The organism is Mycobacterium sp. NGS27 (assembly GCF_059813005.1).
In genome coordinates this window covers 174,802-201,797 of the sequence record NZ_JCALDT010000007.1, presented here as the reverse complement: position 1 = coordinate 201,797, position 26,996 = coordinate 174,802, and the positions used below count along the sequence as shown (strand labels likewise).

Sequence of the window (26,996 nt, the reverse complement as noted above, 5' to 3'; positions counted from 1 at the left end):
CACAACTGTAGCTTGCAGCCCTGTGGTTTACCCGTGAGCGTCGGGCGCGCCGGTCACCACGCAGTGCGTTCGGGTGTAGATCGTGGGCATGCACCGGTTGCAGTGCGTGCACGCCGAATGCACCTGGTGCCGGGCGCCATCAGCGGCGATTCGATTGATCAGATCCGGCTCGGCCAACAGTGCCCTGGCCATCGCGACGAAATCGAATCCCTCCGCCATCGCCAGGTCCATCGTCTCCCGGTTGGTGATTCCGCCGAGCAGGATCAGCGGCATCTTCAACTCGTTGCGGAACAGCTTGGCGTCGCGCAATAGATAGGCCTCGCGGTAGGGGTATTCGCGCAGGAACTTCTTGCCCGTCATGCGCATGCCCCAGCGCAGCGGCGGTTTGAACGCGCCGGCGAACTCCTTGAGCGGCGCGTCGCCGCGGAACAGGTACATCGGGTTGACCAGCGAGCTGCCCGCGGTGAGTTCGATGGCGTCCAGCCCGCCGTCCTCCTCCAGCCACTTGGCCGTGGCCAGCGATTCCTCGGTGCTGATGCCGCCGCGAACGCCATCGGCCATGTTCAGTTTGGCGGTGACCGCGATGGGCGTGCCCTCCTTCTCCACCGCACGCCGAACGGCCATCACCATGCCGCGGGCGACCTTGGCCCGGTTCTGCAGCGACCCGCCGAACTCGTCGTCGCGCCGGTTGATCAGCGGGGACAGAAACGAACTCGCCAGGTAGTTGTGGCCCAGGTGGATTTCGACGGCGTCGAAGCCGGCCTCGATGGCCAGCCGCGCGGCGTTGGCGTGCCCTTCGATGACCTCGTCGATGTCCTCGCGGGTCGCCTTCTTGGCGAACCGCATCCCGATCGGGTTGAAGAACCGGACCGGCGCCAGGGCCTTCGCCTTGTTGGACTTGGCGTTGGCCACCGGGCCGGCGTGGCCGATCTGCGCGCTGACCGCGGCCCCCTCGGCGTGGATCGCGTCGGTGAGCCGCCGGAAGCCGGGGACGGCCTCCGGCCGCATCCAGATGCCGTTGCCCTCGGTGCGGCCGCCGGGGGAGACGGCGCAGTACGCGACGGTCGTCATGCCGACCCCACCCGCGGCAGGCAGCCGGTGGTACTCGATGAGGTCGTCGGTCACCAGCGCCTCGGGCGTGCGCGCCTCGAAGGTGGCGGACTTGATGGTGCGGTTGCGCAGCGTAATCGGACCGAGCTTCGCGGGGCTGAACACGTCCGGAGGGGTAGACATACCGGGAGCCTAATGGCGATCGCAAGCGCGGCGGAGCCGGGCGCGGCGGGTCGCCATCATCGAGGTCTGCCAGACTGTCACAGTGGGAGCAATCACGCTGGACGGCAAGGCCACCCGCGACGAGATCTTCGTCGACCTCAAGCAGCGCGTGACGGCATTGGCCGCATCGGGTCGCACCCCCGGGCTGGGCACCATCCTGGTGGGCGATGACCCCGGCTCGCAGGCGTACGTCCGGGGCAAGCACGCCGATTGCGCGAAGGTGGGCATCACCTCGATTCGCCGTGACCTGCCCGCCGACATCAGCACCGCGACGCTCAACGAGACCATCGACGAACTCAACGCCAACCCCGACTGCACCGGGTACATCGTGCAGTTGCCGCTGCCCAAGCATCTCGACGAGAACGCGGCGCTGGAGCGGGTCGACCCGGATAAGGACGCCGACGGCCTGCACCCGACCAACCTGGGCCGGCTGGTGCTCAACAACCCGGCCCCGCTGCCGTGCACCCCGCGCGGCATCGTGCACCTGTTGCGTCGCTACGACGTGGAGATCGCCGGGGCGCACGTGGTCGTCATCGGCCGCGGTGTCACCGTCGGGCGCCCGCTGGGGCTGCTGCTGACCCGCCGCTCCGAGAACGCCACGGTGACCTTGTGCCACACCAAGACTCGTGACCTGCCTGCGTTGACCAGGCAGGCCGACATCATCGTCGCGGCCGTGGGGGTGCCGCACATGGTGACCGACGACATGGTGCGTCCCGGCGCCGCGGTGCTCGACGTCGGCGTCAGCCGCGTGGACGGCAAGCTTGTCGGCGACGTGCATCCCGACGTGTGGGACGTGGCCGGCCACGTGTCGCCGAACCCGGGCGGCGTGGGTCCGCTGACCCGTGCGTTCCTGCTGACCAACGTCGTCGAGCTGGCCGAGCGGCAATGACCGCGCGCACCCTGCTGCGGGCCCAATGGCCAATTGTGTTGGTGGGCATGATCTTTGCGGTAGCGCTGGCCCTGGTCGGGGCCAGTTTCTGGCGTCGTGGTTCGCTGCTGATCGGTATCGGTGTGGCGGTGGCGGCGCTGTTGCGGCTGGTGTTGTCCGAGGACCGGGCCGGCCTTCTGGTGGTGCGCGGCAAGGGAATCGACTTCATCACCACCGCGACGGTCGGGGCGGCGATGTTCTACATCGCGTGGACCATCGACCCGCTGGGCACCCGCTAGAACCTCGGCAGCGCCGGAGCCTGCCCGGGTATCGCGGGCAGTTGGCCCGCCATTCCCGGGTATTGGCCTGGCAGTGCGGGTACCTGCCCGGGCAGGCCCGGGACCTGGCCGGCCATTCCCGGGATTTGCCCTGGCATTCCTGGGATCTGGCCCGGCATTCCCGGCATTCCCGGCGGCATGGCGGCGGACAGGTTGCCGCTGGCGATGTTTGCCATCTCCTCGGGGCAGTACGTCTGGATCGCGATCTGGGTGAACATCCGCGCCATCATGGGCGACATGCCCCTACCGGCGACGCTGGACGCGGCCGCGGCGAAATTGCCACCCGGTTGCGAGAGCATCGGGCAGATCGATTCGCCGACGGACATCGCGTTTCCGGGCTCCCCGAAGTCGATGCCGGCGTGGTTGAGCGCGTCGATGAAGTCGTCACCGTTGCCCTCCGCTTCGGCCGGCGCCGCGAACGCCGAGGCCACGGTGAGCAGTCCGGCGGCAGCGGCCAGCAGGCGGATGGTGAAGGGCTGGCGACGAAAAAGCCAGACCCACCGATGAGTTCGTGCAAGTGCCTTCACGCCAGCCTCCCCGTCCGCCAATGGAGTGCGTCAGCGGCACTCGAACCACGTATGGAACTCTGAGCCATGACTGTCACGTTTGCGACACGGTGGGATAAAGGTTCGCACAATAAGCGTTTCGTGAGGCCACGACGCCCGCCACATCGGTTATTACCCAGCTCGATTGCGCAAGGCCGGGCGGTCAATCGACACCACACTGTGATCTGGACGCGGGCGGCTCGAACCTGTCGCCTGGGGGTTGACCAACAACGAAAGATCTTGCGCGAGTGTGAATCTATGGCGGCCGGTGGGGCGATTCTGTCGGTGGGTGCGGCTAGTTTGACGGTGTGAGTTCAAGTGGTCTGCAGGATGTCGATGCGGTGTTCGACGCGCTCGATGCCGCCTGGGATCGAGCCTGCGCGCTGGACTACGACGCGCTCAACCCGCAGCAACAGCTAATGGCGTTGCAGCGCTGCGAAAAGCAGCGCCGGCGCATCCCGGCCGTCGAGCATCCGCTGATCAATTCTCTTGCCCGCCAAGCCCCCTCCCTAGACCTCGGCGGCACAGTGGTCCATGCCCTCGCCGAGGCGACACTGATCAGCCGCACCGAAGCCGCCCGGCGGGTCAAAGAGGCGCGCGATCTGGGCCCGCGACACGGCCTGACCGGCGAACCGCTGGCCTCGGTGCTGGCCGCGACCTCGGCCGCCCAACGCCAGGGCGAGCTAGGCGCGGGCCAGGTGGCAGTGATCCGCAAGTTCTACCACCAGCTGCCCGGCTGGGTGGATTTCGCGGCGCGCGAGCAGGCCGAAGCCCAACTGGCCGAGTTCGGAACGCGGTTTCGCCCCGAACAACTCGCCGCCCTGGCGCGGGGACTGGCCGATGTGCTCAACCCCGACGGCACCTTCACCGACGACGACCGCGCCCGCCGACGGGGGCTGACGCTGGGCAACCAGCAAGCCGACGGCATGTCGGCGCTGCGCGGCTGGCTCACCCCCGAAGCACGCGCCACCCTGGAAGCCGTCCTGGCCAAACTCGCCGCCCCGGGCATGTGCAACCCCCTCGACGACACCCCGTGCATCGACGGCGCACCCACCCAAGAGGCCATCGAGGGCGACCCGCGCTCGGCCGCCCAGCGCAACCACGACGGACTCAACGCGGCGCTGCGGGCGCTGCTTGCCTCCGGAGAGTTGGGGCAGCACAACGGGTTACCGGCCTCCATCGTCGTGACCACGACGCTGGCCGAGCTGGAATCCGCCGCCGGGCGAGGCCTGACTGGGGGCGGCACCATGCTGCCGATGAGCGACGTGATCCGCCTGGCCCGCCACGCCCGCCACTATCTGGCGATCTTCGACAAGGGCAAGGCGCTGGCGCTCTATCACACCAAGCGCCTGGCCTCACCGGGACAGCGAATCGTGTTGTACGCCAAGGACCGCGGCTGCTCGAACCCGGGCTGCACCGTGCCCGGCTACTACTGCGAAGTCCATCACGCCACCGACTACAGCAAGTGCCACGTGACCGACGTCAACGACCTCACCTTCGCCTGCGGCCCCCACCACCGACTCCTCAAACCCGGTGGTTGGACCACCCGAAAACGCCCGCGCGGAGACACCGAATGGATTCCACCGCCACATCTCGACCGAGACCAGCCGCGCACCAACACCTTCCACCACCCCGAGAAACTGCTGCGCGACGGAGACGACGCCGGGCCGTAGCGTTCGCTATCCCGCCAGCGTCGCGCGGGTGCACATGGTGACGTAAGGCAGCGCCAGGCCCGTCGAGTTCGCCAGCGCCGGATGGGTTGCCAGCAATTGGCGCACCTGGTCGAGCGTTTGGGTGCGGACCTCGGCCGGCGAGGTGATGCAGTAGCTGCGGGATGCGACAAGGTCGATCAATGCTTGCGGCGTAAGGTAACTCGTCCACTCGACCCGATGATGCGCCAGGTCGGTGAAGGGCTCCGGCAGCGTTACCTGGGTGCGGCCGCCGTCGCCGTCGCTGCCGATGATCTGCCCCAGTTCGCGCACCCAGCCGAGCCGTTCGTCGCGGGTGTTCCACACCAGACCCAGCCGGCCGCCGGGCCGCAGCACCCGCGCCACCTCCGGGATCGCGCGCTCGGGATCCACCCAATGCCAGGCCTGCGCCACCAGCACCACGTCAACGCTGTTGTCCTCCAACGGAATCTCTTCCGCGGTGCCCAGCAGCGCCCGGGTCTCCGGCAGCGAGGCGCGCAACACCTCCAGCATGTCCTGGATGGGGTCGACGGCCACCACGTCCAGGCCGCGCTCCACCAACCGCGTCGTCAGCTTCCCGGTACCGGCACCCAAGTCGAGCACCCGGCGCGCCCCGACCGGCAACAGCCAGTCGATCGCCTCCGGGGGGTAGGAAGGGCGTCCCCGCTCATAGGCTGCGGCCGCCGAACCGAACGATAGGGAGCGGTCGTGGCGCGAGCGGGTCACGGTCGTCACGCGCCTTGCTCATCGGCCAATTTGAGGGTTTTCGCAATCAATTCGTTGACCGCGTCGGCTTCGATCAGGAATCCGTCGTGCCCGTAGATTGATTCGATGATGTCCAGTTCGGCGCAGCCCGGCAGCAGCTCGGCCAGCTCTTCCTGCAGACGCAGCGGGTAGAGCCGGTCACTGGTGATGCCGCCGACCACGACCGGTACGGGACACTCGCTCAGCGCTTTTCGCACTCCACCGCGGCCGCGGCCCACGTCATTGCTGCTCATCGAGTCCGACAACGCCACGTAGCTGCCGGCGTCAAAGCGATCGACCAGCTTTTCGCTCTGATATTCCAGGTAGCTCTGTATTGCGTAGCGGCCGCCGTTCCCCGCATCCTCGCCACCCTGGCTGCCGTTGCCGAACCGGGTGTCGAGCTCCAGCTCGCCGCGGTAGGTCAGGTGGGCGAATTGCCGGGCGAGCGCCATTCCGGTGTCGGGTTTGCGCCCGGTTCCGTAATAGTCGCCGCCCTGCCAGTTCGGGTCGGTCTTGACGAGCGATATCTGCGTCCTCAGGTGGCCGATCAGATCGGCGGTGCTGCGCGCGCCGACCGCTATCACCAGCCCGGCCCGAACCCGGTCGGGCTGGGCGACGATCCACTCCAAAGCCCTTGCCCCGCCCATGGATCCGCCGATGACGGCGGCAACCCGGTCGATGCCCAGCGCCGCCAGCGCGGCGACGTCCGCCGCAACTTGATCCTGCACGGTAATCTGCGGAAACCTTGAGCCCCATGGCTTTCCGTCCGGGGCAATCGAGCTCGGCCCGGTGGAGCCGCGGCAACCGCCCAGCACGTTGGTGACCACCGCGCACCAGCGATTGGTGTCGATCGGGGCACCCGGCGCGGCGACACCGTCCCACCAACCCGGCGTGGGATGTTCCGGCCCGGCGGGCCCGGTCAGGTGCGAATCGCCGGTGAGCGCGTGCAGCACCACCACCACGTTGTCGCGGTTGGGGGACAGCTCGCCCCAACGCTGGACGGCGATCTGGACATCGTCGATCACCGCGCCGTTCTCGGTGGTCAGCGACCCGATGCGCACCACGCCGATCTCGCCTTCGGCCGGCAGCGGCTGGGTTGCAGCGTCTGAGATCGTCATTGCCGGTCTCCTCAAAATGCCGCCACCGCTTGCGGATCGGTGCCCGACGCCCCCGCGGTCGCACCGAATTTGGCCGCCGCGGCGAAGCCGAGCTCCAGGTCGGCCAGGATGTCGTCGATGCCCTCGATGCCCACGGCCAGGCGCACCAGACCGGGGCTGACCCCGGTGCTCAGCTGCTCCTGCGGGCTGAGCTGGGCGTGCGTCGTGGACGCCGGGTGGATCACCAGCGAGCGCACGTCGCCGATGTTGGCGACGTGGCTGTGCAGCTTCAGCGCGTTGACGAACGCTTTGCCCACCTCGACGCCGCCGTCCAGCTCGAAGGCCAGCACCGCGCCGGTTCCCTTGGGCGCCAGCTTCTTTGCCCGCTCATGCCAGGGCGAGCTGGGCAGGCCCGCATAGTTGACCGACACCACGCCATCATGGCCGGCCAGGTACTCGGCCACGCGCTGCGCGTTGGAGACGTGGCGCTCCATGCGCAGGCTCAGCGTCTCGATGCCCTGGGCGACCAGGAACGCGTTGAACGGCGAAGCGGCAGAACCGAGGTCGCGCAGCAGCTGCACGCGCGCCTTGAGCGCGAAGGCCGGCGGGCCGAGTTCGGCGAACACCACGCCGTGGTAGCTCGGGTCGGGCGTGGTGAACCCCGGGAAGCGTCCCTGCGTCCAGTCGAAGGTGCCGCCGTCGACGATGACCCCGGCGATCGCCGAGCCGTGGCCGCCGAGGTACTTGGTGGCGGAGTGCACGACGATGTCGGCGCCGTGGGAGAACGGCTGGATCAGGTACGGCGTGGCGATGGTGTTGTCGACGATCAGCGGGACGCCGTTGGCGTGCGCGACCCCGGCGACCCCGGGAATGTCCAGCACATCGATCTTCGGGTTGGAGATGGTCTCGCCGAAGAAGGCCTTGGTGTTCGGCCGCACCGCGGCCTGCCACGAATCCAGGTCGTCGGGGTCCTCCACGAAGGTGACGTCGATGCCGAGCTTGGCCAGCGAATAGTGGAACAGGTTGTACGTCCCGCCATAGAGCCGCGGGCTCGAGACGATGTGATCGCCGGCACAGGCCAGGTTCAATATGGCGAAGGTCTCGGCGGCCTGCCCGGAGCTCAGGAACAGCGCCGCCACCCCGCCCTCGAGTGCGGCGACGCGCTGCTCGACGACATCGGTGGTCGGGTTGCCGATCCGGGTGTAGATGTTGCCCGGCACTTCGAGCCCGAACAGGGCGGCGGCGTGCGTGGTGTCGTCGAAGGTGTACGACGTGGTCTGGTAAATCGGCAGGGCGCGGGCGCTGGTGGCGCTGTCCGGCTGCTGGCCGGCGTGTACCTGCTTGGTGTCGAACGACCAATTCGCGGTCGGGTCGGTGTCGTGCTCGGCGTTGTCGGAGGTCACGGGGTTGCTTTCTGCTGGTAGGGAAATGTGCTCGGCGACGGCCGGGACGCCGGAATGGGGCGTCAGCCGGCACCGCGGATTAGCAGCGACACACGATGAGGCGCGAAAAGGCCGGGAGAATGCACATCACGTTTCCCTGTCTGCTCAGGGGCCCGTCATGGCGGACCCGCGCTTGCCGGATAGCCGGTTGTGTGGCTACTCAACCTGGTCATCACCCGGGGCACCCCACCGCGGTTGGAGGGTTGCCGGCCAGCAAGCCGGGGCTTGATGCTGGCGCTCATGACCAATTCGAAGATTATCTTACTGTGCCGAGTCGGTGCCAACCATCGCGGTGCACGTGCAGGTCGACACCTGTCCAAACACCCTTGCTAACGTGGCAGGAAGACCGCTGAGCCCCCCAGAATTCGAACCCATCATTGACGCCGGGAGAGGGACCGTGAGCGCCGAACAGCCGACCGTCATCTACACACTGACCGACGAAGCGCCGCTGCTGGCGACTTATGCGTTCCTGCCGATCGTGCGCGCCTTCGCCGAGCCGGCGGGCATCGAGATCAAGACCAGCGACATCTCCGTGGCCGCCCGGATTCTGGCGGAGTTCCCCGACGATCTGACCGAAGAGCAGCGCGTTCCGGATAACCTGGGCGAGTTGGGCCGGCTGACAGAACTCCCCGACACCAACATCATCAAGCTGCCGAACATCAGCGCCTCGGTCCCCCAGCTGATCGCCGCCGTCAAGGAGTTGCAGGGCAAGGGATACAAGATCCCGGACTTCCCGCAGAGTCCAAAGACGGACGAGGACAAAGAGATTCGCGCGCGCTACGCCAAATGCCTTGGTAGCGCCGTCAATCCGGTGCTGCGGCAGGGCAATTCGGACCGGCGCGCGCCCAAGGCGGTGAAGGAGTACGCCCGCAAGCACCCGCACAGCATGGCGGACTGGTCGCCGGCCTCGCGCACTCACGTCGCGACCATGCGGCACGGCGACTTCTACCACGGCGAGAAGTCGATGACGCTGGACCGCGCGCGCAACGTGAAGATGGTGCTGGAGACCAAGAGCGGGCAGACCCTCGAGCTCAAGGCCAAGGTCGAGCTGCGCGAGGGCGACGTCATCGATTCCATGTTCATGAGCAAGAAGGCCCTCGTCGAGTTCTACGAGGAGCAGATGCAGGACGCCTACGAGACCGGCGTGATGTTCTCGCTGCACGTCAAGGCGACGATGATGAAGGTGTCGCACCCCATCGTCTTCGGTCACGCGGTGAAGATCTTCTACAAGGACGCTTTCGCCAAGCACCAGGAGCTGTTCGACGAGCTCGGCGTCGACGTCAACAACGGATTGGTCGACCTCTACAACAAGATCGAGTCGCTGCCGGCGTCACTGCACGAGGAGATCATCCGCGATCTGCACGCCTGCCACGAACACCGCCCCGAGCTGGCCATGGTCGATTCGGCCAAGGGCATCACCAACTTTCATTCGCCCAGCGACGTCATTGTGGACGCGTCCATGCCGGCGATGATCCGCGCGGGCGGCAAGATGTGGGGCGCCGACGGGCGCCAGAAGGACACCAAGGCCGTCAACCCCGAGTCGACTTTTTCGCGGATCTACCAGGAGATCATCAACTTCTGCAAAACCCACGGGCAGTTCGATCCGCGGACGATGGGCACCGTTCCCAACGTCGGCCTGATGGCGCAGCAGGCCGAAGAGTACGGCTCGCACGACAAGACCTTCGAGATTCCCGAGGACGGTGTCGCCAACATCGTCGACCTCGACACCGGGGAAGTGCTGCTGACCCAGAACGTCGAGGAGGGTGACATCTGGCGCATGCCCATCGTCACCGACGAAGCGATCCGCGACTGGGTCAAGCTCGCGGTCACCCGGGGCAGGAACTCCGGTATGACGGTGTTGTTCTGGCTCGACACCGAGCGGCCGCACGAGGTCGAGCTGCGCAAGAAGGTCAAGGCGTACCTGAAGGAGCACGACACCGAGGGCCTGGAGATCCAGATCATGCCGCAGGTGTGGGCAATGCGGTACACCATCGAGCGCGCCATGCGCGGGCAGGACACCATTGCCGCGACCGGCAACATCCTGCGCGATTACCTCACCGACCTGTTCCCGATCCTGGAGCTGGGCACCAGCGCCAAGATGTTGTCCATCGTGCCGCTGATGGCCGGCGGTGGGATGTACGAAACCGGCGCGGGCGGTTCGGCGCCCAAGCACGTCCACCAACTCGTCGAGGAGAACCATCTGCGCTGGGATTCCCTGGGTGAATTCCTTGCTCTCGGAGCGTGTTTCGAGGACATCGGCATCAAGACCGACAATGAGCGCGCCAAGGTCCTGGGCAAGACGCTGGATGCCGCCATCGGCAAGCTGCTGGAGAACGACAAGAGCCCGTCGCGCAAGACCGGTGAACTCGACAACCGCGGCAGCCAGTTCTACCTGGCGCTGTACTGGGCGGCCGAACTCGCGAAATCCGACGACGAAGAATTGCGCAAGCATTTCGCCGCGCTCGCCGACGCGTTGCGCGAAAACGAGGAGACCATCGTGGCCGAGCTCGCCGAGGCGCAGGGCGAGGCGGTCGACATCGGCGGCTACTACTACCCGGACAGCGAGAAGACGACGGCGATCATGCGCCCGAGCAAGACCTTCAATGAGGCGCTGGCGGCTTCGACAGGCTAGGGCCCCCGGCAGGAAGCGGGACTCGACATGGCAGGGGAAGCCAAGGTCAAGGTCAAAGGCCGCGTCGTAGAGCTCGACGGTGACGAAATGACCCGCGTCATCTGGAAGTCGATCAAGGACATGCTGATCCTGCCGCACCTCGACATCGACCTGGACTACTACGACCTGGGCATCGAGCACCGCGACCGCACCGATGACCAGGTGACCATCGATGCGGCCAACGCCATCAAGAAGCACGGCGTCGGTGTCAAGTGCGCCACCATCACCCCCGACGAGGCCCGCGTCGAGGAGTTCGATCTCAAGAAGATGTGGCCCTCGCCCAACGGCACGATTCGAAACATTCTGGGCGGCACCATCTTCCGCGAGCCCATCATGATCTCGAACGTGCCGCGGCTGGTACCGGGCTGGACCAAGCCGATCGTCATCGGCCGCCACGCCTTCGGCGACCAGTACCGGTCGACCAACTTCGAGGTCGACAAACCCGGAACCGTCGCAATCACTTTCACGCCCGCCGACGGCGGCGAGCCGATGGTGCACGAGGTGGTGTCCATCCCCGAGGACGGGGGCGTCGTGATGGGGATGTACAACTTCAAGGACTCCATCCGGGACTTCGCCCGCGCCTCGTTGAAGTACGGGCTGGACGCCAAGTGGCCGGTGTACCTGTCGACCAAGAACACCATCCTCAAGGCGTACGACGGCATGTTCAAAGACGAGTTCCAGCGCGTCTACGACGAGGAGTTCGCCGAGCAGTTCGAGGCCGAGGGACTGACCTACGAGCACCGATTGATCGACGACATGGTTGCGGCCTGCCTGAAGTGGGAGGGCGGCTACGTGTGGGCCTGCAAGAACTACGACGGCGACGTGCAGTCGGACCTCGTCGCGCAGGGCTACGGCTCACTGGGGCTGATGACGTCGGTGCTGATGACCGCCGACGGCAAGACGGTCGAGGCCGAGGCCGCGCACGGCACCGTAACCCGGCACTTCCGCCAGTATCAGGCCGGCAAGCCGACGTCGACCAACCCGATCGCCTCGATCTTCGCCTGGACGCGTGGACTGGCGCACCGCGGCAAGCTGGACGACACCCCCGAGGTCACCGAGTTCGCGCGAACGCTGGAGGACGTGGTGGTGTCCACCGTCGAGAGCGGAAAGATGACGAAGGACCTCGCCGTCCTCGTCGGCCCCGACCAGGAGTGGCAGAACAGCGAGGAGTTCTTGAACTCGATCGCGGAGGACCTGGAAAAGCGGCTGGCTAACTAGCCGGTGGTTGCCGCCGGTCGGCCCCGGCGCCGCACTCGTCGACGAAGTCGGCGATGGTCGCGGCGACCCGGTCGGGGGCCTCGAACATGGGGACGTGACCGACGCCGTCGAGCTTGGTGACCTTCGTTCCCGGGGGCAGGAAGTTGGTGAAGTGCCGATTGAACCTGCTCGCGGGCACCACCCGGTCCTTCTCGCACAGCACGAGTTGGACCGGCACCGCGGTGTCGGCCAACTGAAGCAGGCCCGGATCCAACAGCGACTTGACGAGCAGCTGGAAGTACGCGGGGCAGTGCGCGGCGTCGTCGATGACGACGTGCAGCTGGTCGTCGCTGATGCCCTCCGGCGTCGCGGTGAGCGGCAGGGTCGCCAGCCGCCGGCTCAGCGGCAGCTTCAGGGTGCGCTCCCCGAACAGCCGGGCCAGCGCGAGGACGGGCATGCCCGCGATGAACTTGCTGATGACCTCGAATTTCACCGGGCTCCACCGCGTCCATCCGCCCGCGGCGCCGATGCCGGTGACGCTGCGGGCGCGGCCCCGCCGCTCCAGTTCGAAGGCGACCCATCCGCCCAGCGAGTTGCCCACGAGGTGAGCGGTTTCCCAGCCGAGCTGGTCGAGCTGGCGCTCGACGTGGTCGGCCAGCACCGACGAGCTCAGCAGCCAGGTGCCCGCATAGGGCCCGCCGTTGTGCCCGGCCATGGTGGGGGCGAAGACCTCGAAGCGACCGGTCTCGGCCAGCCGCGGCGCGACCGGATCCCATACCGTCTGCGACATCAGGAATCCGTGCAGCATCAGGACGGGCTCTCCGGAACCATCCCTGGGACCGAGGTGGATGGGGGACCGGGCCGAAGGCGACGCCGAGTGAGCGGGGCTCACGAGGAAGGAGCCGAGCAGACGAGCTTGGTCATAGCCCGACAGTAAATGTGGTACCGCCGGTACCGCAAGGCGGCCCCCTCGCAGCGCCCGCACGTCATGAAAAGATCGGTGCATCATGAGCACCGCTACCGGATCGAGCCGGATTTTCTCCGGCGTGCAGCCCACCTCCGATTCGCTTCACCTGGGTAACGCGCTGGGCGCCATCACACAGTGGGTCGCGCTGCAGGACGACCATGACGCTTTCTTCTGCGTGGTCGACCTGCATGCCATCACCGTCCCCCAGGATCCCGAGGCGCTGCGTCGGCGCACCTTGATCACGGCCGCGCAGTATCTGGCGCTGGGCATCGACCCGGCCCGCAGCACCGTGTTCGTGCAGAGCCACGTGCCCGCCCACACCCAGCTGGCCTGGGTGCTGGGCTGCTTCACCGGCTTCGGACAGGCGTCGCGGATGACGCAGTTCAAGGACAAGTCGCTGCGCCAGGGCGCCGACTCCACCACCGTGGGGTTGTTCACCTACCCGGTGCTACAGGCGGCCGACGTGCTGGCCTACGACACCGATCTGGTACCGGTGGGTGAGGACCAGCGACAACATCTCGAGCTGGCGCGCGACATCGCCGAGCGGTTCAACAGCCGCTTCCCGGAGACGTTCGTGGTGCCGGACATGTTCATTCCCAAGGCGACCGCGAAGATCTACGACTTGCAAGACCCGACATCGAAGATGAGCAAGTCGGCGGCCACCGACGCCGGGCTGATCAACCTGCTCGACGAACCGGCGGTGTCGGCCAAGAAGATTCGCTCGGCGGTCACCGACAGCGAACGCGAGATTCGCTTCGACACCGCGGCCAAGCCGGGAGTCTCCAACCTGCTCAGCATCCAGTCCGCGGTCACCGGCGCCGGGATCGACACGCTCGTGGAAGGCTATGCCGGAAGGGGTTACGGCGATTTGAAGAAGGACACCGCCGAGGCGGTCGTCGAGTTCGTCGCCCCGATCAAGGCCCGAGTCGACGAACTGACCGCCGATCTCGCCGAATTGGAGGCCGTGCTCGCGGCCGGAGCGGAAAAGGCCAACGATGTGGCCGGGAAAACGGTTCAGCGGGTTTACGATCGCCTTGGGTTTCTTCCACAACGGAGCTAGTACCGCTCTCATTGGAGTCGTGCGATGAGCGAGCCGGCCAAGGCGGGCGTTTTCGACCGGTTGCGGGCCCGGTACGGCTGGCTCGATCACGTGATTCGCGCCTACCAGCGGTTCGATGAGCGCAACGGCGGGTTCTTTGCGGCCGGGCTCACCTATTACACAATTTTCGCGTTGTTTCCTTTGCTCATGGTCGGTTTCGCGGTCTTCGGGTTCGTGCTGGCCCGACGGCCGCAGCTGCTGAGCACCATCGACGACCACATCCGCTCCCAGGTCACCGGGGCGCTCGGTAATCAGCTGCAGGAGTTGATGAACTCGGCCATCGACGCCCGGACGTCGGTCGGTGTGATCGGGTTGGCCACCGCCGTGTGGGCCGGATTGGGCTGGATATCGCACCTGCGCCAGGCGGTGACGGAGATGTGGTGGGACGAACACATCGAGTCGCCGGGCTTCGTGCGCAACAAGCTTTCCGATCTGCTGGCGATGATGGGGACGTTCGCGATCATCGTGGCCACCGTCGGCCTGACCACCGTCGGACACGCCGCACCCATGGCCGCGCTCCTGAAATGGCTTGGCATACCGCAGTTCGTCGTGTTCGACTGGCTTTTCTGGCTGTTCTCGATTCTGATCGCGACGCTGGTGTCGTGGCTGCTGTTCACCTGGATGATCGCCCGCCTGCCCCGCGAAAAGGTCAGCTTCGTCGATTCGATGCGGGCCGGGCTGATCGCTGCGATCGGCTTCGAGGTGTTCAAACAGGTCGCCTCCATCTATCTGCGGACGGTGCTGCGCAGCCCGGCGGGCGCGGCCTTCGGCCCGGTGCTCGGGTTGATGGTGTTCGCCTACATCACCGCGTATCTCGTCCTGTTCTGCACCGCGTGGGCGGCGACGGCCTCGAACGATCCGCGCGGCCAACCCGTCGCCCCTCCGGCCCCGGCGATCATCGCGCCGCGCGTGCAGCTGGATGAGGGCCGGGGAACCCGCCAAACGCTGACCGCGATGGCGGTGGGAGCCGTTGGGGCGCTGGCGCTTTCCCGGATCGCCCGCTTGAGCCGCCGCGATCGCTAGCCGACCAGCTTCAGGCCCGCGACGCAGGCCACGATCCCGCCGATCAGCACCAGCTTGATCAACGACGCCGGTTCGTCGCCGATCAGCGTCGCGTAGCCGACGGTGAGCACCGCCCCCACGCCGACCCAGACCGCATAGCTGGTTCCGACCGGCAGGGTGCGCATGGCGAGCGCCAATCCGGTCATCGAAAGCGCCACGGCGACAAGGAATACCAGCGACGGCCCGAGTCGGGAGAAGCCGTCGGATTTGTTCAGCGCGGTCGCCCACACCGCCTCGAGGACTCCCGACGCAATCAACACGAGCCAGGCCATCAAGCACCTCCACGGCGCCAGGCGCCGCGCACCATGACGTCCGAGATGCCTAAATGATCGTCCAGCACAACGAGATTGGCGTCGTAGCCGGGGGTGAGGACGCCCACCCGGTGCAGGCCGAGCGCTCGCGCCGGCGTCGCGGCGGTCGTCTGCACCGCGGCGGCCAGGCCGGCGCCGGCATGCACCGTGCGGAAGACCTGATCCATCGTGGCGGTGCTGCCCGCGATCGTCGTCGCCCCGTGCACCCGTGCGACCCCGGCGACGACATCGATCGGCACCGCGCCGAGCCGAAACGCACCGTCGGTGCGTCCGGCCGCGGCGATCGCGTCGGTGATCATGGCGACGCGGTCCGCGCCCGCCGAAGCGATCACCGCCGTCACCACGTCGGGGTGCAGGTGCACGCCGTCGGCGATCACCTCGACGGTCACTCGCGGGTCCCGCAGCAGGGCCAGGGCCGGGCCCGGCTCGCGATGGTGCAGCGGCGGCATCGCGTTGAACAGATGCGTGCCGACCGAGGCGCCCAGCGCGATCGCATTAGTGGTCTGCTCGTAGGAAGCGGCGGTATGGCCCACCGCCACAACGACTCCCGCGTCCACGAAACGCCGGATGGCCGCGTCGGCGCCGCGCAGCTCGGGTGCCAGCGTCACCATCCGGATGGTGCCGTCGCCCGCGGCCAGCACCGCAGCGATCTCTCCCGCGTCCGGGTCACGCATCTGGGTGGGGTCGTGGGCTCCGCAATGTGCGCGGCTCAGCCACGGCCCCTCCAGGTGGACGCCCGCGACGATGCCGCGTTTGGCGGCCCCGGCGAGCGCGCGCACCGCGCCCAGCAGTTCGGCCGGCGAGGCGGTCACCAGGCTGGCCAGCGTGGTGGTGGTGCCATGCCGCAGGTGAAAGGCGGCGGCGTCGGCGATACCGTCGCCGTCGGTGTAGGAGGCCCCCCCGCCGCCGTGCACGTGCATGTCGACAAAGCCCGGCACCACCGTGCAATCGGGGAGGTCGACGTCGGCCGGTTGGGGCGGCGGCCCGGGCGAGCAGGCCGCGATCCGTCCGCCGGACGTCTGCAGCCAGCCGGGGCGGCAGACCTGTCCGTCGAGCACCATGGTGCCCGCGGCGATCACGGGCACGGGTTCTCCCAGCGGCCGCCGTTTTCCCAGAAGTGGCGGATGTCTTCGAGCTGGCGGCCCTTGGTTTCCGGCGCGTACCGGTACACGAAGAGGAACGCGACCGCGGCGAGCGCCCCGAACAGCGCGAAAGTGCCTGCGCCGCCCAGTGAATGGAGCAGGCTCAGAAAGACGGCGGCGACGATGGCGTTGGCCACCAGGTTGGAGGTCAACATGGTGCTGGACCCGATCGAGCGTAGCCGGGACGGGAAGCTTTCGCTGGCGTACACCCAGCCCAGGGAGCCGAACCCCATGGTGTAGCCGAAGATGAACAGCAGGATTCCGGCGAATCCGACGATCGTGCCGCCGAAACCCCGCCCGAACACCGCCATCAACACGACGTCGGCGACGATCATCATGGCGGTGCCGCACAACAGGATTGGCCGCCGGCCCACTCGATCCACCAGCACCAGCGCAGTGCCGACGGCCGCCAACCCGGCGACCTGAAGCAGCGCGGGCAGGCCCAGCAGCGCGAGATTGCCGGTGAAACCCATGGCCTGAAAGATTCTGGGGCTGTAGTAGATGATCGCGTTGATGCCGGTGATCTGGATCAAGAAGCCGAGGACCACCACGAAGGCGGTGGCCCGCAGGTACGGGGGCCGCAGCAGCTCGGAGATCCCGCTCCCGCGCGAGGCCTCGCTCAGCGCTCGGCCGATCTCGTCGAGTTCGGCCTCGACACGCTCGGCGGGTTCGATCCGCAGCAGCGCCCGCCGGGCGTCGTCCGTCCGGCCTTTCAGCACGTACCATCGCGCGGTGTCGGGCATCCGAATCACCAACGGCAGCAACAACAATGCGGGCACGCAGGCCAGCCCCAGCATCCACCGCCAGCTGTGGGTGCCGGCGAGCAGATAGCCGGTCAGATAGCCGACGATCAGGCCGCTGACTATCGCCAGCTGATAGGCCGTCAGCAGTGAACCGCGCACCGCCGTCGGGGCGGATTCCGCCACGTAGACCGGGACCACGACCACCGCCACGCCGAGGGTCAGCCCCAGCAGCAACCGCGCCGACAGCAACATCGGCAGCGAGACGGAGAACGCGGCCAGCAGCGCGAAAGCGGCGTAGGCGAACAGGATCAGCACCACCGACCGTTTGCGCCCGATCACGTTGGCCAGCACGCCGGCGCCCAGCGCCCCGGCGATCTGGCCGATCACCACCATCGTCGTCAGCAGCTCCTGCTGGCGGGTGGACAGCCCGAAGTCCTCGGTGATGAACAACTGCGCCCCGGCGATGATGGACAGGTCGTAGCCGAAGATGATGCCCACGCTGGCGGCGGTCAGCCCGGCGAGCAGTCGCGATCCGGTGGGCACGCTCAGCGATGAAGTGGTCGGCGGTTCATCGAGCGGGCCATCATGATCAGCGCGAACACCACCATGGTGCCGATCACCGCCACCCCCACCCGGATCGGCATGGCGTCCGCGGATCCGATGATCCCGTCGGCCGCGGCGTTGTTGGCGAGCGGGTCTGCGGCGGTGTCGTGCTTGGCCGGGGCCAGCGACGGGTCGGGCGCGATCAACGACCCGACCTGCGTGCCCTGCGGGGTGGAGAAGCCGTAGTCCAGCAGGTGCGCGGCCTGTTCCCACGGCGCGATCGGCACCCGCGTCCCGTGCAGCAGCACGGCCATCAAGCGTCGCCCGTCGTGATTGGCCGCGCCCACGAACGTCTGGCCCGCGTCGTCGGTGTAACCGGTCTTGCCGCCCAGGGCGCCGGGATACTTGTAGAGCAGCTGGTTGTCGTTCTCCAGCTCGTAGCCCGGGTGGTCGCCGTGGCCGGGGAAGTCGAACGTGCGCGTCGCGACGATGTCGGCAAACGTCGGGTTCTGCCAGGCGTAGCGGTAGAACAGCCCGATGTCATAGGCCGAGGTGCTCATGCCGGGCGCGTCCAGGCCCGACGGCGATGCCGCCCGGGTGTCGGAGCCGCCCAGCTTGGCGGCCAGCACGTTGATCTTCTCCAGCGCCTGCTGCATGCCGCCCAGCTGCATGGACAGCGCGTGGGCGGCGTCGTTGCCGGAGTGCATCAGCAGCCCGTGCAGCAGTTGGTTGACGGTGAAGACGCCGCCGTCGGTGACGCCGACCTTGGTGCCCTCGGCGGCGGCGTCGTCGGCGGTTCCGGGGACCGACTTGTTCAGGTTGAGGGCGTTGATGGCGGCCATCGCGACCAGCACCTTGATGATGCTGGCCGGGCGGTGCCGCCCGTGCGGGTCCTTGGCCGCAATGACCGCGCCGCTGTCCAGGTCGGCCACCAGCCAGGCCTCGGCGGAGACGTCGTTCGGCAGCGCCGGCGTATTCGGCGCGGCGACGATGCCGCAGCTGCCCAGTGCGTCGCCGCCGACCGGCTTCGCCGGCACCGCCAGCGGGATCGGCGGGTCACCGGCCGTGGGGGCCTCCGACGAGTCCACGGCCTTGGGGGTGTTCACCTTGTACGGGCAGTCCGGGGGCGCGGCATTGGGTTCGGCGCCGGGCTCGGCCTTCGCGAGCGGCATGTTCGCCGGTGCTGCCAGCGTGACCGGGGCGGCCATCAGGAAAAGCGCCGCTGCCAGGCATGAAGCGGAACGTAACAGGCTCATCGTCTGTGCACAGTAAGCGATCCGCGGACCGAATCCGGGGAGCCGCGCTGTGACTGGTGAGACGGAAGTTGCTGAGCGGTGCCGGCGCAGCCGCGATACGCTGGGCTTGCGCTCGGCCCGAAAGCCACCCACCGCATCGAACCTCGGGGGTTTCGCCATTTCACGCGATCGGTTGTGGTCCGCCTGGCGGCGCAGGGGTGGCGGCGCCTCGGCCGGTGTCGGCCCCCGAGCGTTGAGCGATCTGCTCAAGCAGGTCGAGAGGGCGACGCAGGTAAGGCGTTCCGGGTTCGACCAGGTGTTGGCGGAGCTGAAGCTGCACCGCGACGCCGCCACCGACCCTGAGCTGCGGTCGGCGCTGGCCTGGCTGTGCAACGCCGTGGCGCGGTTCGGGAACAACCCGACCGCCACGCGCGCGCGGGAGGTGGTGCTGGCCGCCGACGCGGTCCGGCAGGTGCCCGCCGGCTAGCGGCGGCTGCCGCGCACCGGGTGATACGGGGCTTGGGGGCCATGGCCTGGACCCTAGATGCGCGCCTGGGTTCTCGTCAGCACATCGCGCAGGATGGCTTCGATGGTGTCGAATTCGGCCTGGCCGCTGATCAGCGGCGGCGCCAGCTGGATGACGGAATCGCCGCGGTCGTCGGTGCGGCAGTACAAACCGGCCTCGAAAAGCGCCGAGGACACCCGGCCGAGCAGCGTGCGGCGTTCGTCGTCGGTGAAGGTCTGCTTGGTCGCCTTGTCCTTGACCAGTTCGATGCCGTAGAAGAAGCCCTCGCCGCGCACGTCCCCGACGATGGGCAGGTCGTAGAGCTTGTCCAGGGTGGCGCGGAAAGCGGGCGCGTGGGTTCGAACGTGGTCATTGAGGCCCTCACGCTCGAAGATGTCGAGGTTCGCCAGCCCCACGGCCGCCGAAACCGGATGGCCGCCAAAGGTATACCCGTGCGGGAACATGGTGGCGCCGTCGTTGAACGGTTCGAACAACCGCTCGCTGGCGATCATGGCGCCGATGGGTGAGTAGCCCGACGTCATGCCCTTGGCGCAGGTGATCATGTCCGGCACATAGCCGAAGTCTCCGATCTCACTGCAGCAGGCGAACATCGACCCGACCCGGCCGAACGCGCAGATCACCTCGTCGGAGACCAGCAGCACGTCGTATTCGTCGCAGATCTGACGCACCCGCTCGAAATAGCCTGGGGGAGGCGGGATGCTGCCACCGGCGTTCTGCACCGGCTCCAGGAACACCGCGGCGACGGTGTCGGGGCCCTCGAACTCGATGGCCTCGGCGATCCGGTCGGCGGCCCACCGCCCGAAGGCCTTCGGGTCGGTTCCGAACTGCTCGGGCGCGCGGTAGAAATTGGTGTTGGGCACCCGGAAGCCGCCGGGCGTCACCGGCTCGAACGGTGCCTTGTATTTCGGCAGCCCGGTGATCGCCAGAGCGCCCTGGGTGGTTCCGTGGTAGGCGATCGCGCGCGAAATGACCTTGTGCTTACCGGGTTTGCCGGTGAGCTTGAAATACTGCTTGGCCAGTTTCCACGCGGTCTCGACGGCCTCGGTGCCGCCGGTGGTGAAGAAGACCCGGTTCAGATCGCCCGGCGCGTAGCCGGCGAGGCGTTCGGCGAGCTCGATCGCGGGGGGCGTCGCGTACCCCCACAGCGGGAAGAACGCCAGCGTGCCCGCCTGGCGGGCGGCGACCTCGGCGAGTTCGGTGCGCCCGTGGCCTACCTGGACGGTGAACAGTCCGGACAGGCCGTCGAGGTACCTCTTGCCGCGGTCGTCGAACAGGGTGACACCGTCGCCGCGGGTGATGATCGGCGCGGTGATGTCCGGGCCGTGCCTCGCGAAGTGCAGCCATAGGTTGTCGGTCATCTCGACGCTGAGCGTAACCTCGCGGCATGACCTCTGCGCAGCAGGTCAGCGAGTTCGAGTCGCTACGTCCCCATCTCATGTCGGTCGCCTACCGCCTCACCGGCACGGTGGCCGACGCCGAGGACATCGTCCAGGACGCCTGGCTGCGCTGGCACCGGCAGGATGGCGCGATCACCGACCTGCGGGCCTGGCTGACCACGGTGGTGAGCAGGCTGGGCCTGGACAGGTTGCGTTCGGCCGCGCATCGTCGCGAGACCTACACCGGCAACTGGCTGCCCGAGCCGGTGGTCACCGGGTTTGACGCGGCCGATCCGCTGTCCGCGGTGGTGGCCGGCGAGGACGCCCGGTTCGCGGCGATGGTGGTGCTGGAGCGGCTGTCACCGGATCAACGGGTCGCCTTCGTGTTGCACGACGGGTTCGCCGTGCCCTTCGCGGAGGTGGCGCAGGTGCTGGGAACCAACGAGGCCGCCGCCCGGCAGCTGGCGTCACGGGCGCGCAAGGCGGTCGCGGCCGACGCTCCGCCCAAGCCCGACCCGGCGCACGCCGAGGTGGTGGGGAAGTTGCTGGCGGCCATGGCATCCGGCGATCTGGAGGCCGTGGTGGCGCTGCTGCATCCCGACGTCATCCTGACCGGCGACGCGAACGGCAAGGCGCCCACCGCAATCAACGTCATTCACGGCGCGGACAAGGTGGCCCGATTCTTCTTCGGCCTGGCCCAGCGCTACGGCCCGGCCATGTTCACCTCGTATCAGCTGGGGCTCGTCAACGGCGAGCTGGGCGGTTACACGGCGGGCTGCCCCGCCAGTGACGGGTATCGCGAGATGATGCCGCGGATCATGGCGGCGACGGTGCGCGACGGAAAGGTCTGCGCCCTATGGGATGTCGCCAACCCCGACAAATTCACCGGCTCCCCGCTGCGAGGCTGACCCGGCCTTCGCGGCGAGCCCGAGCCGCAGCGCGCCGGCCGCCTCGCTCGCGGCCTCGGCGAACCGCCCTCCGATGCCCACAAAGTTGAGGTATCCGTGCGGCAGGTCGGCCTGGCGGGTCAGCGCCACCGGGACTCCGGCGGCGCGCAGTTTGTCCGCGTACGCTTCGCCGTCGTCGCGGATCGGATCGAACCCCGCGGTGGCGACATAAGCGGGCGGTACGCCGGTGACATCGCCGTGCTGCGGTGACAGCCGCGGATCTGCCGGATCGGTTTGCGCGGGAATGTAGTTGGCCATCACCCAATCGATGTTGCGGTCGGTGAACGTCGACCCTTCGGCGAACAAATCGCGTGACGGCCGGCGTGTGCTGAGGTCGGTCACGGGATACATCAGCATTTGGAACACCGGAACCCCGCCGCCTCGCCGCGCCGCCCGCTGCGCGGTAACGGCGGCGAGGTTGCCGCCGGCGCTGTCGCCCCCGACGCCGATGCAGTGAGGATCCGCACCCAGCTCGGCGGCGTGCGCGTGGGCGTAATCGAACGCGGCGAGCGCATCGTCTGCGGCAGTGGGGAATTGGTGCTCGGGGGCGCGCCGGTATTCGACCGACAGCACCCGCACGCCGGCGTGGCCGGCCAGGTAGCGGACGACGGGGTCGTGGCTGAACCGGGACCCGACCGAGAAGCCGCCACCGTGGAAATACACCAGCAGGCCCGACGGTGCGGGCACGTGCTCGGGGCTGTACAGGGTGGCCGGAATGGCTGTTGTCGCGACGGGAATGGTGATCTCCCGCGTGGCGATGGCCACCGGTGACCGGTAGCCGATCAGGCTGGGCAACTCGTCGTATCGTGCCCGGGCCTGCTCCACCGGACCGTCGAAAACGTCGGAGCCGGAGAGGTTCTTGAGCCAGATGACCAGCTGCGCGTCGAGCGCCATCTCCTGGCCGTCGATGCGTAGCGGCGGACCCGCCAGCATCCGGCGGACGGGGGCGGGCGCGGCGAACAGGGTGCGAACCACCGCCGCTTTGGCGCGAATGCTCAACGATGACATCAGATTTCTCCTTCCCGAAGCTCGCCCGCGATGGTTGCGCAAGACGAGCGCCACACGGCGCCGCAGCAGAAGGCCCGTTCGGACCGTGACATCGCAGGCATGCATCCACCCTGCGGTAATCCGCGGGCGAGCGCTTGTATGGATCCGTCAGATCAGGGTTTGTTGACCGCTTCGGCGAGTTCGCTTGGGGTGGCCCCGGTCATCTCCCAGCACACCCGGTTGGCATGCGACCCGTCGGCGAACCCGGCCAGGTGAGCAGCGTCGGTGATGGAGCGACCATCGAGCAGGTAGCTGATGGCGGCCACCAGCCGCTCCCAGCGGATGGCGGCCGAGAACGAGACGCCGGTCTGCTGTTTGCACAGCCGCCCGAGGTAGTCGGGGGACAGCGCGACAGCCCCGGCGACTGAGGCCACATCGATGCGCTCGGGCACGCGGCCCGCGACGACTTCGATCGCCTGCCGAAGCTGCGGGTGAACCGATCGTCGCCCATCGTGCGTCCCGCAGAGACTGTCGAGGAGGAAACCGGCCGCCGTCTCGGGCCCCGTTTCGGCCAGCTCTGCGGCCGTCGCCTCGGCCAGTTGCGTTCCGCCGTTGACGATCCAGATGCCGCGAGGATGGTTGCGCGCCAACGTGTTCAGCGCGCTGCCCTGCGGCGTCTGCAGCCCGAGGTACAGCGTCAGCGCCCCGGAATCGGAATCGGACCGCACGGTATGACGTGCTCCGCTGGCGATCACGAGAAGCCGGCACGTGTCGTGCGCATCGCCCTCGCCGGTCACCGACAGCGGGCCATGCCCGCCGACGGTGATCTGTACCGCTGGGTGGTGATGCGGCGCGAGGTCGGAGAACGCACCGGCGACCATCAGCCGGCCCGCTTCCAGCTCCCAGACGCGCATAAGCCACCTTAGCGCCGCGCCGCGGTCTCGCCTGGCTGGCTAGCCCACGGAACGCGGCAGGCGTCACCGGAATTGAAGCCCTGCTCGGTGATGCCCAGCGCGGAATTCACCCGCGCCCGCATGTTCTCCAACCCGATCTGGTAGGTCAGCTCGAACACACCGGCGTCGCCGAAGCGGGCGCGCAGATCGTCGACCTGGCCGTCGGTGACGGTGTGCGGATCGGTGGTCATCGCGGCGGCATAGGCGATGGCCGCGCGCTCGTCGTCGGTGAATGCCGTTGAGGTGGCGTAGTTGTCGATCTCCTTGAGGCGCGCGATGTCCAGGCCGTCCAGGCGCTGCAGCATCGATCCGAAGTCGACGCACCACGAGCAGCCGATCTGGCGCGCGGTCCACAACACCGCGAGCTCGCGCACGCTGGTCGGCAGCGTTTTCGACGCCCGATCGACCATCGTCTCGTGCACGGCGCTGGCGATCATCAGCTTGCGATGATGCGCGGCCACGGCGAACGGCTCGGGAACTTGGCCGTAGCGCCGCTTGGCGATCCGGTACATGGCCCGGGTCAGCAATCCGGTGCGCTTGGGCGGCAGGGGCTCGATGCGGGTTTTCTGTGTCATACCCGTCAGACGGGACAGGGCCGCGATGTGTGACGGGCTGGCGGCGCCGGTGCGTCACACTGGCGTGACGCTCGGCATCGAATGCCACGCTGGCGTGACACTCGGCGCGAAAAACCCGCCTAGCGGGAGAACATGATCGCGCGCTTGACCTCTTGGATCGCCTTGGTGATCTCGATGCCACGCGGACATGCCTCGGTGCAGTTGAAGGTGGTGCGGCACCGCCACACGCCGTCGACCTCGTTGAGAATGTCCAGGCGCTCGGCGGCGGCCTCGTCGCGGCTGTCGAAGATGAACCGGTGCGCGTTGACGATCGCGGCCGGGCCGTAGTAACTGCCCTCGTGCCAGAAGATCGGGCAACTGGTGGTGCACGCCGCGCACAGGATGCACTTGGTGGTGTCGTCGTAGCGGGCCCGGTCGGTCGGGCTCTGAATGCGTTCGCGGGTCGGCGGGTTGCCGGTCGTGACCAGGTACGGCTTCACCGCCCGATAGGCGTCGAAGAACGGCTCCATGTCGACCACCAGGTCCTTCTCCACCGGCAGCCCACGGATCGGCTCGACCGTGATGGTCAGTGTTTTGCCCGGCCTCTTGGGCAGCAGGTCGCGCATCAGCACCTTGCAGGCCAGGCGGTTGACGCCGTTGATGCGCATGGCGTCCGAGCCGCACACCCCGTGCGCGCACGAACGCCGGAAGGTCAGCGTCCCGTCCAGGTAGCTCTTGATGTAGATCAGCAGGTTGAGCATCCGGTCGCTGGGCAGGCATGGCACCCGAAAGCTTTGCCAGCCACCGGTTTCCGCGAAGGCGTCGGGCTGGTCGGGGTTGAACCGGGCGATCTTGACGGTGACCATCACCGCCCCCTCCGGAACGGGCGGCAGGGGTGGCTCCAGAGTGGTTTCGTCCCCTGTTTCGACACTCATCAGTACTTCCGTTCCTTGGGTTCGTAGCGCGTCTGCACCACGGGCTTGAAGTCCAGCGCGATGTCGCTGAGCAGGTCGCTGCCCTGCTTGTAGGCCATGGTGTGGCGCATGAAGTTGACGTCGTCGCGGTTGGGATAGTCCTCGCGGGCGTGGCCGCCACGAGACTCCTTGCGGTTCAAGGCGCCGACCACGGTCACCTCGGCGAGCTCCAGCAGGAAGCCCAGCTCGATGGCCTCCAGCAGGTCGCTGTTGAATCGTTTCCCCTTGTCGTGCACGCTGATTCGGGCGTACCGCTCCTTCAGCGCGTGGATGTCGGTGAGCGCCTGCTTGAGTGTCTCCTCGGTGCGGAACACCGCGGCGTTGTTGTCCATCGACTGCTGCAGCGCGATGCGAATGTCGGCGACGCGCTCGTTGCCGTGTTCGGAGAGGATGTCGCCGACCCAGCCGACGACCATCGCCGCCGGCTCCGGCGGCATGTCCACGAAGTCATGGCCCCGCGCGTAATTGGCCGCGGCGATCCCGGCCCGCCGGCCGAACACGTTGATGTCCAGCAGCGAATTGGTGCCCAGCCGGTTGGCCCCGTGCACCGACACGCACGCGCACTCGCCGGCCGCATACAGCCCCGGCACCGTGGAAGTGTTGTCCCGCAACACCTGTCCGGTGACGGTGGTGGGGATGCCGCCCATCACGTAGTGGCAGGTCGGGTAGACGGGGACCAACTCGTGCACCGGGTCCACACCGAGGTAGGTGCGCGCGAACTCGGTGATGTCGGGCAGCTTGGCCTCCAGCACGTCCTCGCCGAGGTGGCGGACGTCGATGTAGACGTAGTCTTTGTGCGGGCCGGCCCCGCGTCCCTCCAAAACCTCCAAAACCATGGAGCGCGCGACGATGTCGCGCGGCGCCAGGTCGACGATCGTCGGTGCGTAACGCTCCATGAAGCGCTCGCCCTCGCCGTTGAGCAGCCGGCCGCCCTCACCGCGCACCGCCTCGGAGATCAGGATGCCCAGGCCCGCCAGGCCGGTCGGATGGAATTGGTGAAACTCCATGTCCTCCAAGGGAAGTCCCTTGCGGAAGACGATGCCGATGCCGTCACCGGTCAGCGTGTGCGCGTTCGAGGTGGTCTTGTACATCCGGCCCGAACCGCCGGTGGCGAGCACCACCGCCTTGGCGTGGAAGACGTGGATGTCGCCGGTGGCCAGCTCGTAGGCGACCACCCCGGTGGCCACCGGCCCGCTCGGGGTCTGCGTCAAAACCAAATCCAGCGCATAGAACTCGTTGAAGAACTGCACGTCGTGCCGCACGCAGTTCTGGTACAGGGTCTGCAGGATCATGTGACCGGTGCGGTCGGCGGCGTAACAGGCCCGGCGCACCGGGGCCTTGCCGTGGTCGCGGGTGTGCCCGCCGAAGCGGCGCTGGTCGATGCGGCCCTCGGGGGTGCGGTTGAACGGCATCCCCATCTTCTCCAGGTCGAGCACCGCGTCGATGGCTTCCTTGCACATGATCTCCACCGCGTCCTGGTCGGCCAGGTAGTCGCCGCCCTTGACGGTGTCGAAGGTGTGCCATTCCCAGTTGTCCTCTTCGACGTTGGCCAGCGCCGCGCACATGCCGCCCTGCGCCGCCCCGGTGTGGCTGCGGGTGGGGTAGAGCTTGGTCAGCACCGCGGTGCGCACCCGCGGGCCGGATTCCACCGCGGCGCGCATGCCGGCACCCCCCGCGCCGACGATCACCACGTCGTACCGGTGTTGCTGGATCAT

General features: G+C 67.8%; 24 protein-coding genes, 1 pseudogene and 1 riboswitch. Of the genes and pseudogenes, 9 read left to right on the top strand and 16 right to left on the bottom strand.

Annotated elements, in window-relative coordinates; translation table 11 throughout:
* Nucleotides 1–27: 27 nt before the first annotated feature.
* Entirely contained in the window at nucleotides 28–1,233 is a 1,206-nt protein-coding gene (locus AC5Y30_RS20015) for an NADH:flavin oxidoreductase (protein WP_499920500.1), read from the bottom strand.
* A gap of 82 nt (nucleotides 1,234–1,315) precedes the next feature.
* Between AC5Y30_RS20015 and AC5Y30_RS20010 the strand changes: the two genes are divergently transcribed.
* Nucleotides 1,316–2,161, top strand: coding sequence for a bifunctional methylenetetrahydrofolate dehydrogenase/methenyltetrahydrofolate cyclohydrolase (locus AC5Y30_RS20010; RefSeq protein ID WP_499920498.1), 846 nt, complete (start codon nucleotides 1,316–1,318; stop codon nucleotides 2,159–2,161).
* A complete protein-coding gene (locus AC5Y30_RS20005; RefSeq protein ID WP_499920496.1) occupies nucleotides 2,158–2,439 on the top strand; it encodes a DUF3017 domain-containing protein in 282 nt (93 codons plus the stop codon). Before AC5Y30_RS20010 ends, AC5Y30_RS20005 begins: the two co-directional genes overlap by 4 nt.
* Here AC5Y30_RS20005 and AC5Y30_RS20000 read toward each other — a convergent pair.
* Nucleotides 2,436–3,005: a DUF732 domain-containing protein gene (locus tag AC5Y30_RS20000; protein ID WP_499920494.1), complete on the bottom strand. Its 570-nt coding sequence runs from the start codon at nucleotides 3,003–3,005 to the stop codon at nucleotides 2,436–2,438. The two genes, AC5Y30_RS20005 and AC5Y30_RS20000, sit on opposite strands and share 4 nt — an antisense overlap.
* 326 nt (nucleotides 3,006–3,331) lie before the next feature.
* Here AC5Y30_RS20000 and AC5Y30_RS19995 point away from each other — a divergent pair, with 326 nt between their 5' ends.
* Nucleotides 3,332–4,696, top strand: coding sequence for an HNH endonuclease signature motif containing protein (locus AC5Y30_RS19995; RefSeq protein WP_499920493.1), 1,365 nt, complete (start codon nucleotides 3,332–3,334; stop codon nucleotides 4,694–4,696).
* A 6-nt stretch (nucleotides 4,697–4,702) separates the two neighbouring features.
* Here the strand turns inward: AC5Y30_RS19995 and AC5Y30_RS19990 are convergent, their stop codons facing one another.
* From AC5Y30_RS19990 to AC5Y30_RS19980, 3 genes are read right to left on the bottom strand one after another with little or no spacing between them, the layout of a single operon-like run.
* A complete protein-coding gene (locus AC5Y30_RS19990) occupies nucleotides 4,703–5,437 on the bottom strand; it encodes a class I SAM-dependent methyltransferase (RefSeq protein ID WP_499920762.1) in 735 nt (244 codons plus the stop codon).
* A gap of 5 nt (nucleotides 5,438–5,442) precedes the next feature.
* Nucleotides 5,443–6,573, bottom strand: a complete 1,131-nt coding sequence (gene metX / locus AC5Y30_RS19985) for a homoserine O-acetyltransferase MetX (protein ID WP_499920491.1) — start codon at nucleotides 6,571–6,573, stop codon at nucleotides 5,443–5,445.
* Between the two features lie 11 nt (nucleotides 6,574–6,584).
* Nucleotides 6,585–7,955 (bottom strand): bifunctional o-acetylhomoserine/o-acetylserine sulfhydrylase, encoded by a 1,371-nt coding sequence (locus tag AC5Y30_RS19980; RefSeq protein WP_499920490.1) that lies wholly within the window; start codon nucleotides 7,953–7,955, stop codon nucleotides 6,585–6,587.
* Between the two features lie 163 nt (nucleotides 7,956–8,118).
* Nucleotides 8,119–8,240, bottom strand: a riboswitch (SAM riboswitch).
* 151 nt (nucleotides 8,241–8,391) lie between these two features.
* On the opposite strand from AC5Y30_RS19980, the gene AC5Y30_RS19975 reads away from it, so the two are divergent.
* A complete protein-coding gene (locus AC5Y30_RS19975) occupies nucleotides 8,392–10,626 on the top strand; it encodes an NADP-dependent isocitrate dehydrogenase (protein ID WP_499920488.1) in 2,235 nt (744 codons plus the stop codon).
* A 27-nt stretch (nucleotides 10,627–10,653) separates the two neighbouring features.
* Nucleotides 10,654–11,883 carry an NADP-dependent isocitrate dehydrogenase gene (locus tag AC5Y30_RS19970; RefSeq protein ID WP_499920487.1) on the top strand — a complete coding sequence of 410 codons (1,230 nt, stop codon included), beginning with the start codon at nucleotides 10,654–10,656 and terminating at the stop codon, nucleotides 11,881–11,883.
* Here the strand turns inward: AC5Y30_RS19970 and ephH are convergent.
* Nucleotides 11,876–12,673, bottom strand: coding sequence for an epoxide hydrolase EphH (gene ephH / locus AC5Y30_RS19965; RefSeq protein WP_499920760.1), 798 nt, complete (start codon nucleotides 12,671–12,673; stop codon nucleotides 11,876–11,878). The two genes, AC5Y30_RS19970 and ephH, sit on opposite strands and share 8 nt — an antisense overlap.
* A gap of 196 nt (nucleotides 12,674–12,869) precedes the next feature.
* Between ephH and trpS the strand changes: the two genes are divergently transcribed.
* On the top strand, nucleotides 12,870–13,889 hold the full coding sequence (gene trpS, locus AC5Y30_RS19960; RefSeq protein WP_499920485.1) for a tryptophan--tRNA ligase: 1,020 nt from the start codon (nucleotides 12,870–12,872) through the stop codon (nucleotides 13,887–13,889).
* A 24-nt stretch (nucleotides 13,890–13,913) separates the two neighbouring features.
* On the top strand, nucleotides 13,914–14,951 hold the full coding sequence (yhjD, locus tag AC5Y30_RS19955) for an inner membrane protein YhjD (protein ID WP_499920483.1): 1,038 nt from the start codon (nucleotides 13,914–13,916) through the stop codon (nucleotides 14,949–14,951).
* Here the strand turns inward: yhjD and AC5Y30_RS19950 are convergent.
* Genes AC5Y30_RS19950 through dacB1 form a run of 4 tightly spaced genes read right to left on the bottom strand, consistent with a single transcriptional unit; the run spans nucleotide 14,948 to nucleotide 18,901 of the window.
* Nucleotides 14,948–15,262, bottom strand: a complete 315-nt coding sequence (locus tag AC5Y30_RS19950) for a DMT family transporter (protein ID WP_499920481.1) — start codon at nucleotides 15,260–15,262, stop codon at nucleotides 14,948–14,950. The genes yhjD and AC5Y30_RS19950 overlap by 4 nt on opposite strands.
* Complete coding sequence (gene nagA, locus AC5Y30_RS19945; RefSeq protein WP_499920479.1) at nucleotides 15,262–16,386, bottom strand: N-acetylglucosamine-6-phosphate deacetylase; 1,125 nt, start codon at nucleotides 16,384–16,386, stop codon at nucleotides 15,262–15,264. Before nagA ends, AC5Y30_RS19950 begins: the two co-directional genes overlap by 1 nt.
* A complete protein-coding gene (locus AC5Y30_RS19940) occupies nucleotides 16,377–17,729 on the bottom strand; it encodes a sugar porter family MFS transporter (protein ID WP_499920477.1) in 1,353 nt (450 codons plus the stop codon). Before AC5Y30_RS19940 ends, nagA begins: the two co-directional genes overlap by 10 nt.
* 2 nt (nucleotides 17,730–17,731) lie before the next feature.
* A complete protein-coding gene (gene dacB1 / locus AC5Y30_RS19935) occupies nucleotides 17,732–18,901 on the bottom strand; it encodes a D-alanyl-D-alanine carboxypeptidase DacB1 (protein WP_499920758.1) in 1,170 nt (389 codons plus the stop codon).
* 256 nt (nucleotides 18,902–19,157) lie between these two features.
* On the opposite strand from dacB1, the gene AC5Y30_RS19930 reads away from it, so the two are divergent.
* Nucleotides 19,158–19,451 carry a hypothetical protein gene (locus AC5Y30_RS19930; protein WP_499920756.1) on the top strand — a complete coding sequence of 98 codons (294 nt, stop codon included), beginning with the start codon at nucleotides 19,158–19,160 and terminating at the stop codon, nucleotides 19,449–19,451.
* A gap of 53 nt (nucleotides 19,452–19,504) precedes the next feature.
* Here the strand turns inward: AC5Y30_RS19930 and AC5Y30_RS19925 are convergent, their stop codons facing one another.
* Complete coding sequence (locus AC5Y30_RS19925; protein WP_499920476.1) at nucleotides 19,505–20,848, bottom strand: aspartate aminotransferase family protein; 1,344 nt, start codon at nucleotides 20,846–20,848, stop codon at nucleotides 19,505–19,507.
* A gap of 26 nt (nucleotides 20,849–20,874) precedes the next feature.
* Here AC5Y30_RS19925 and AC5Y30_RS19920 point away from each other — a divergent pair, with 26 nt between their 5' ends.
* Nucleotides 20,875–21,774, top strand: a complete 900-nt coding sequence (locus AC5Y30_RS19920; RefSeq protein WP_499920474.1) for a sigma-70 family RNA polymerase sigma factor — start codon at nucleotides 20,875–20,877, stop codon at nucleotides 21,772–21,774.
* Here the strand turns inward: AC5Y30_RS19920 and AC5Y30_RS19915 are convergent.
* The 5 genes and pseudogenes from AC5Y30_RS19915 to sdhA form a co-directional block, all read right to left on the bottom strand.
* Nucleotides 21,721–22,821: an alpha/beta hydrolase gene (locus AC5Y30_RS19915; RefSeq protein ID WP_499920472.1), complete on the bottom strand. Its 1,101-nt coding sequence runs from the start codon at nucleotides 22,819–22,821 to the stop codon at nucleotides 21,721–21,723. The genes AC5Y30_RS19920 and AC5Y30_RS19915 overlap by 54 nt on opposite strands.
* A gap of 152 nt (nucleotides 22,822–22,973) precedes the next feature.
* A complete protein-coding gene (locus AC5Y30_RS19910) occupies nucleotides 22,974–23,714 on the bottom strand; it encodes a helix-turn-helix transcriptional regulator (protein WP_499920470.1) in 741 nt (246 codons plus the stop codon).
* An 8-nt stretch (nucleotides 23,715–23,722) separates the two neighbouring features.
* Nucleotides 23,723–24,343 (bottom strand): annotated as a pseudogene (locus tag AC5Y30_RS19905) (carboxymuconolactone decarboxylase family protein); the annotation flags it as partial.
* A 104-nt stretch (nucleotides 24,344–24,447) separates the two neighbouring features.
* Entirely contained in the window at nucleotides 24,448–25,242 is a 795-nt protein-coding gene (locus AC5Y30_RS19900) for a succinate dehydrogenase iron-sulfur subunit (RefSeq protein ID WP_499920468.1), read from the bottom strand.
* Nucleotides 25,242–26,996, bottom strand: a complete 1,755-nt coding sequence (gene sdhA / locus AC5Y30_RS19895; protein ID WP_499920466.1) for a succinate dehydrogenase flavoprotein subunit — start codon at nucleotides 26,994–26,996, stop codon at nucleotides 25,242–25,244. The genes AC5Y30_RS19900 and sdhA overlap by 1 nt, the downstream gene beginning before the upstream one ends.

Bases quoted from the DNA above. Each gene is read 5' to 3' on its own strand.
- AC5Y30_RS20015 (WP_499920500.1), bottom strand. From the start codon at position 1,233: ATGTCTACCCCTCCGGACGTGTTCAGCCCCGCGAAGCTCGGTCCGATT.
- AC5Y30_RS20005 (WP_499920496.1), top strand. From the start codon at position 2,158: ATGACCGCGCGCACCCTGCTGCGGGCCCAATGGCCAATTGTGTTGGTG.
- metX (WP_499920491.1), bottom strand. From the start codon at position 6,573: ATGACGATCTCAGACGCTGCAACCCAGCCGCTGCCGGCCGAAGGCGAG.
- AC5Y30_RS19970 (WP_499920487.1), top strand. From the start codon at position 10,654: ATGGCAGGGGAAGCCAAGGTCAAGGTCAAAGGCCGCGTCGTAGAGCTC.
- trpS (WP_499920485.1), top strand. From the start codon at position 12,870: ATGAGCACCGCTACCGGATCGAGCCGGATTTTCTCCGGCGTGCAGCCC.
- yhjD (WP_499920483.1), top strand. From the start codon at position 13,914: ATGAGCGAGCCGGCCAAGGCGGGCGTTTTCGACCGGTTGCGGGCCCGG.
- AC5Y30_RS19950 (WP_499920481.1), bottom strand. From the start codon at position 15,262: ATGGCCTGGCTCGTGTTGATTGCGTCGGGAGTCCTCGAGGCGGTGTGG.
- dacB1 (WP_499920758.1), bottom strand. From the start codon at position 18,901: ATGCCGCTCGCGAAGGCCGAGCCCGGCGCCGAACCCAATGCCGCGCCC.
- AC5Y30_RS19925 (WP_499920476.1), bottom strand. From the start codon at position 20,848: ATGACCGACAACCTATGGCTGCACTTCGCGAGGCACGGCCCGGACATC.
- AC5Y30_RS19920 (WP_499920474.1), top strand. From the start codon at position 20,875: ATGACCTCTGCGCAGCAGGTCAGCGAGTTCGAGTCGCTACGTCCCCAT.
- AC5Y30_RS19915 (WP_499920472.1), bottom strand. From the start codon at position 22,821: ATGTCATCGTTGAGCATTCGCGCCAAAGCGGCGGTGGTTCGCACCCTG.
- AC5Y30_RS19910 (WP_499920470.1), bottom strand. From the start codon at position 23,714: ATGCGCGTCTGGGAGCTGGAAGCGGGCCGGCTGATGGTCGCCGGTGCG.
- AC5Y30_RS19900 (WP_499920468.1), bottom strand. From the start codon at position 25,242: ATGAGTGTCGAAACAGGGGACGAAACCACTCTGGAGCCACCCCTGCCG.
- sdhA (WP_499920466.1), bottom strand. From the start codon at position 26,996: ATGATCCAGCAACACCGGTACGACGTGGTGATCGTCGGCGCGGGGGGT.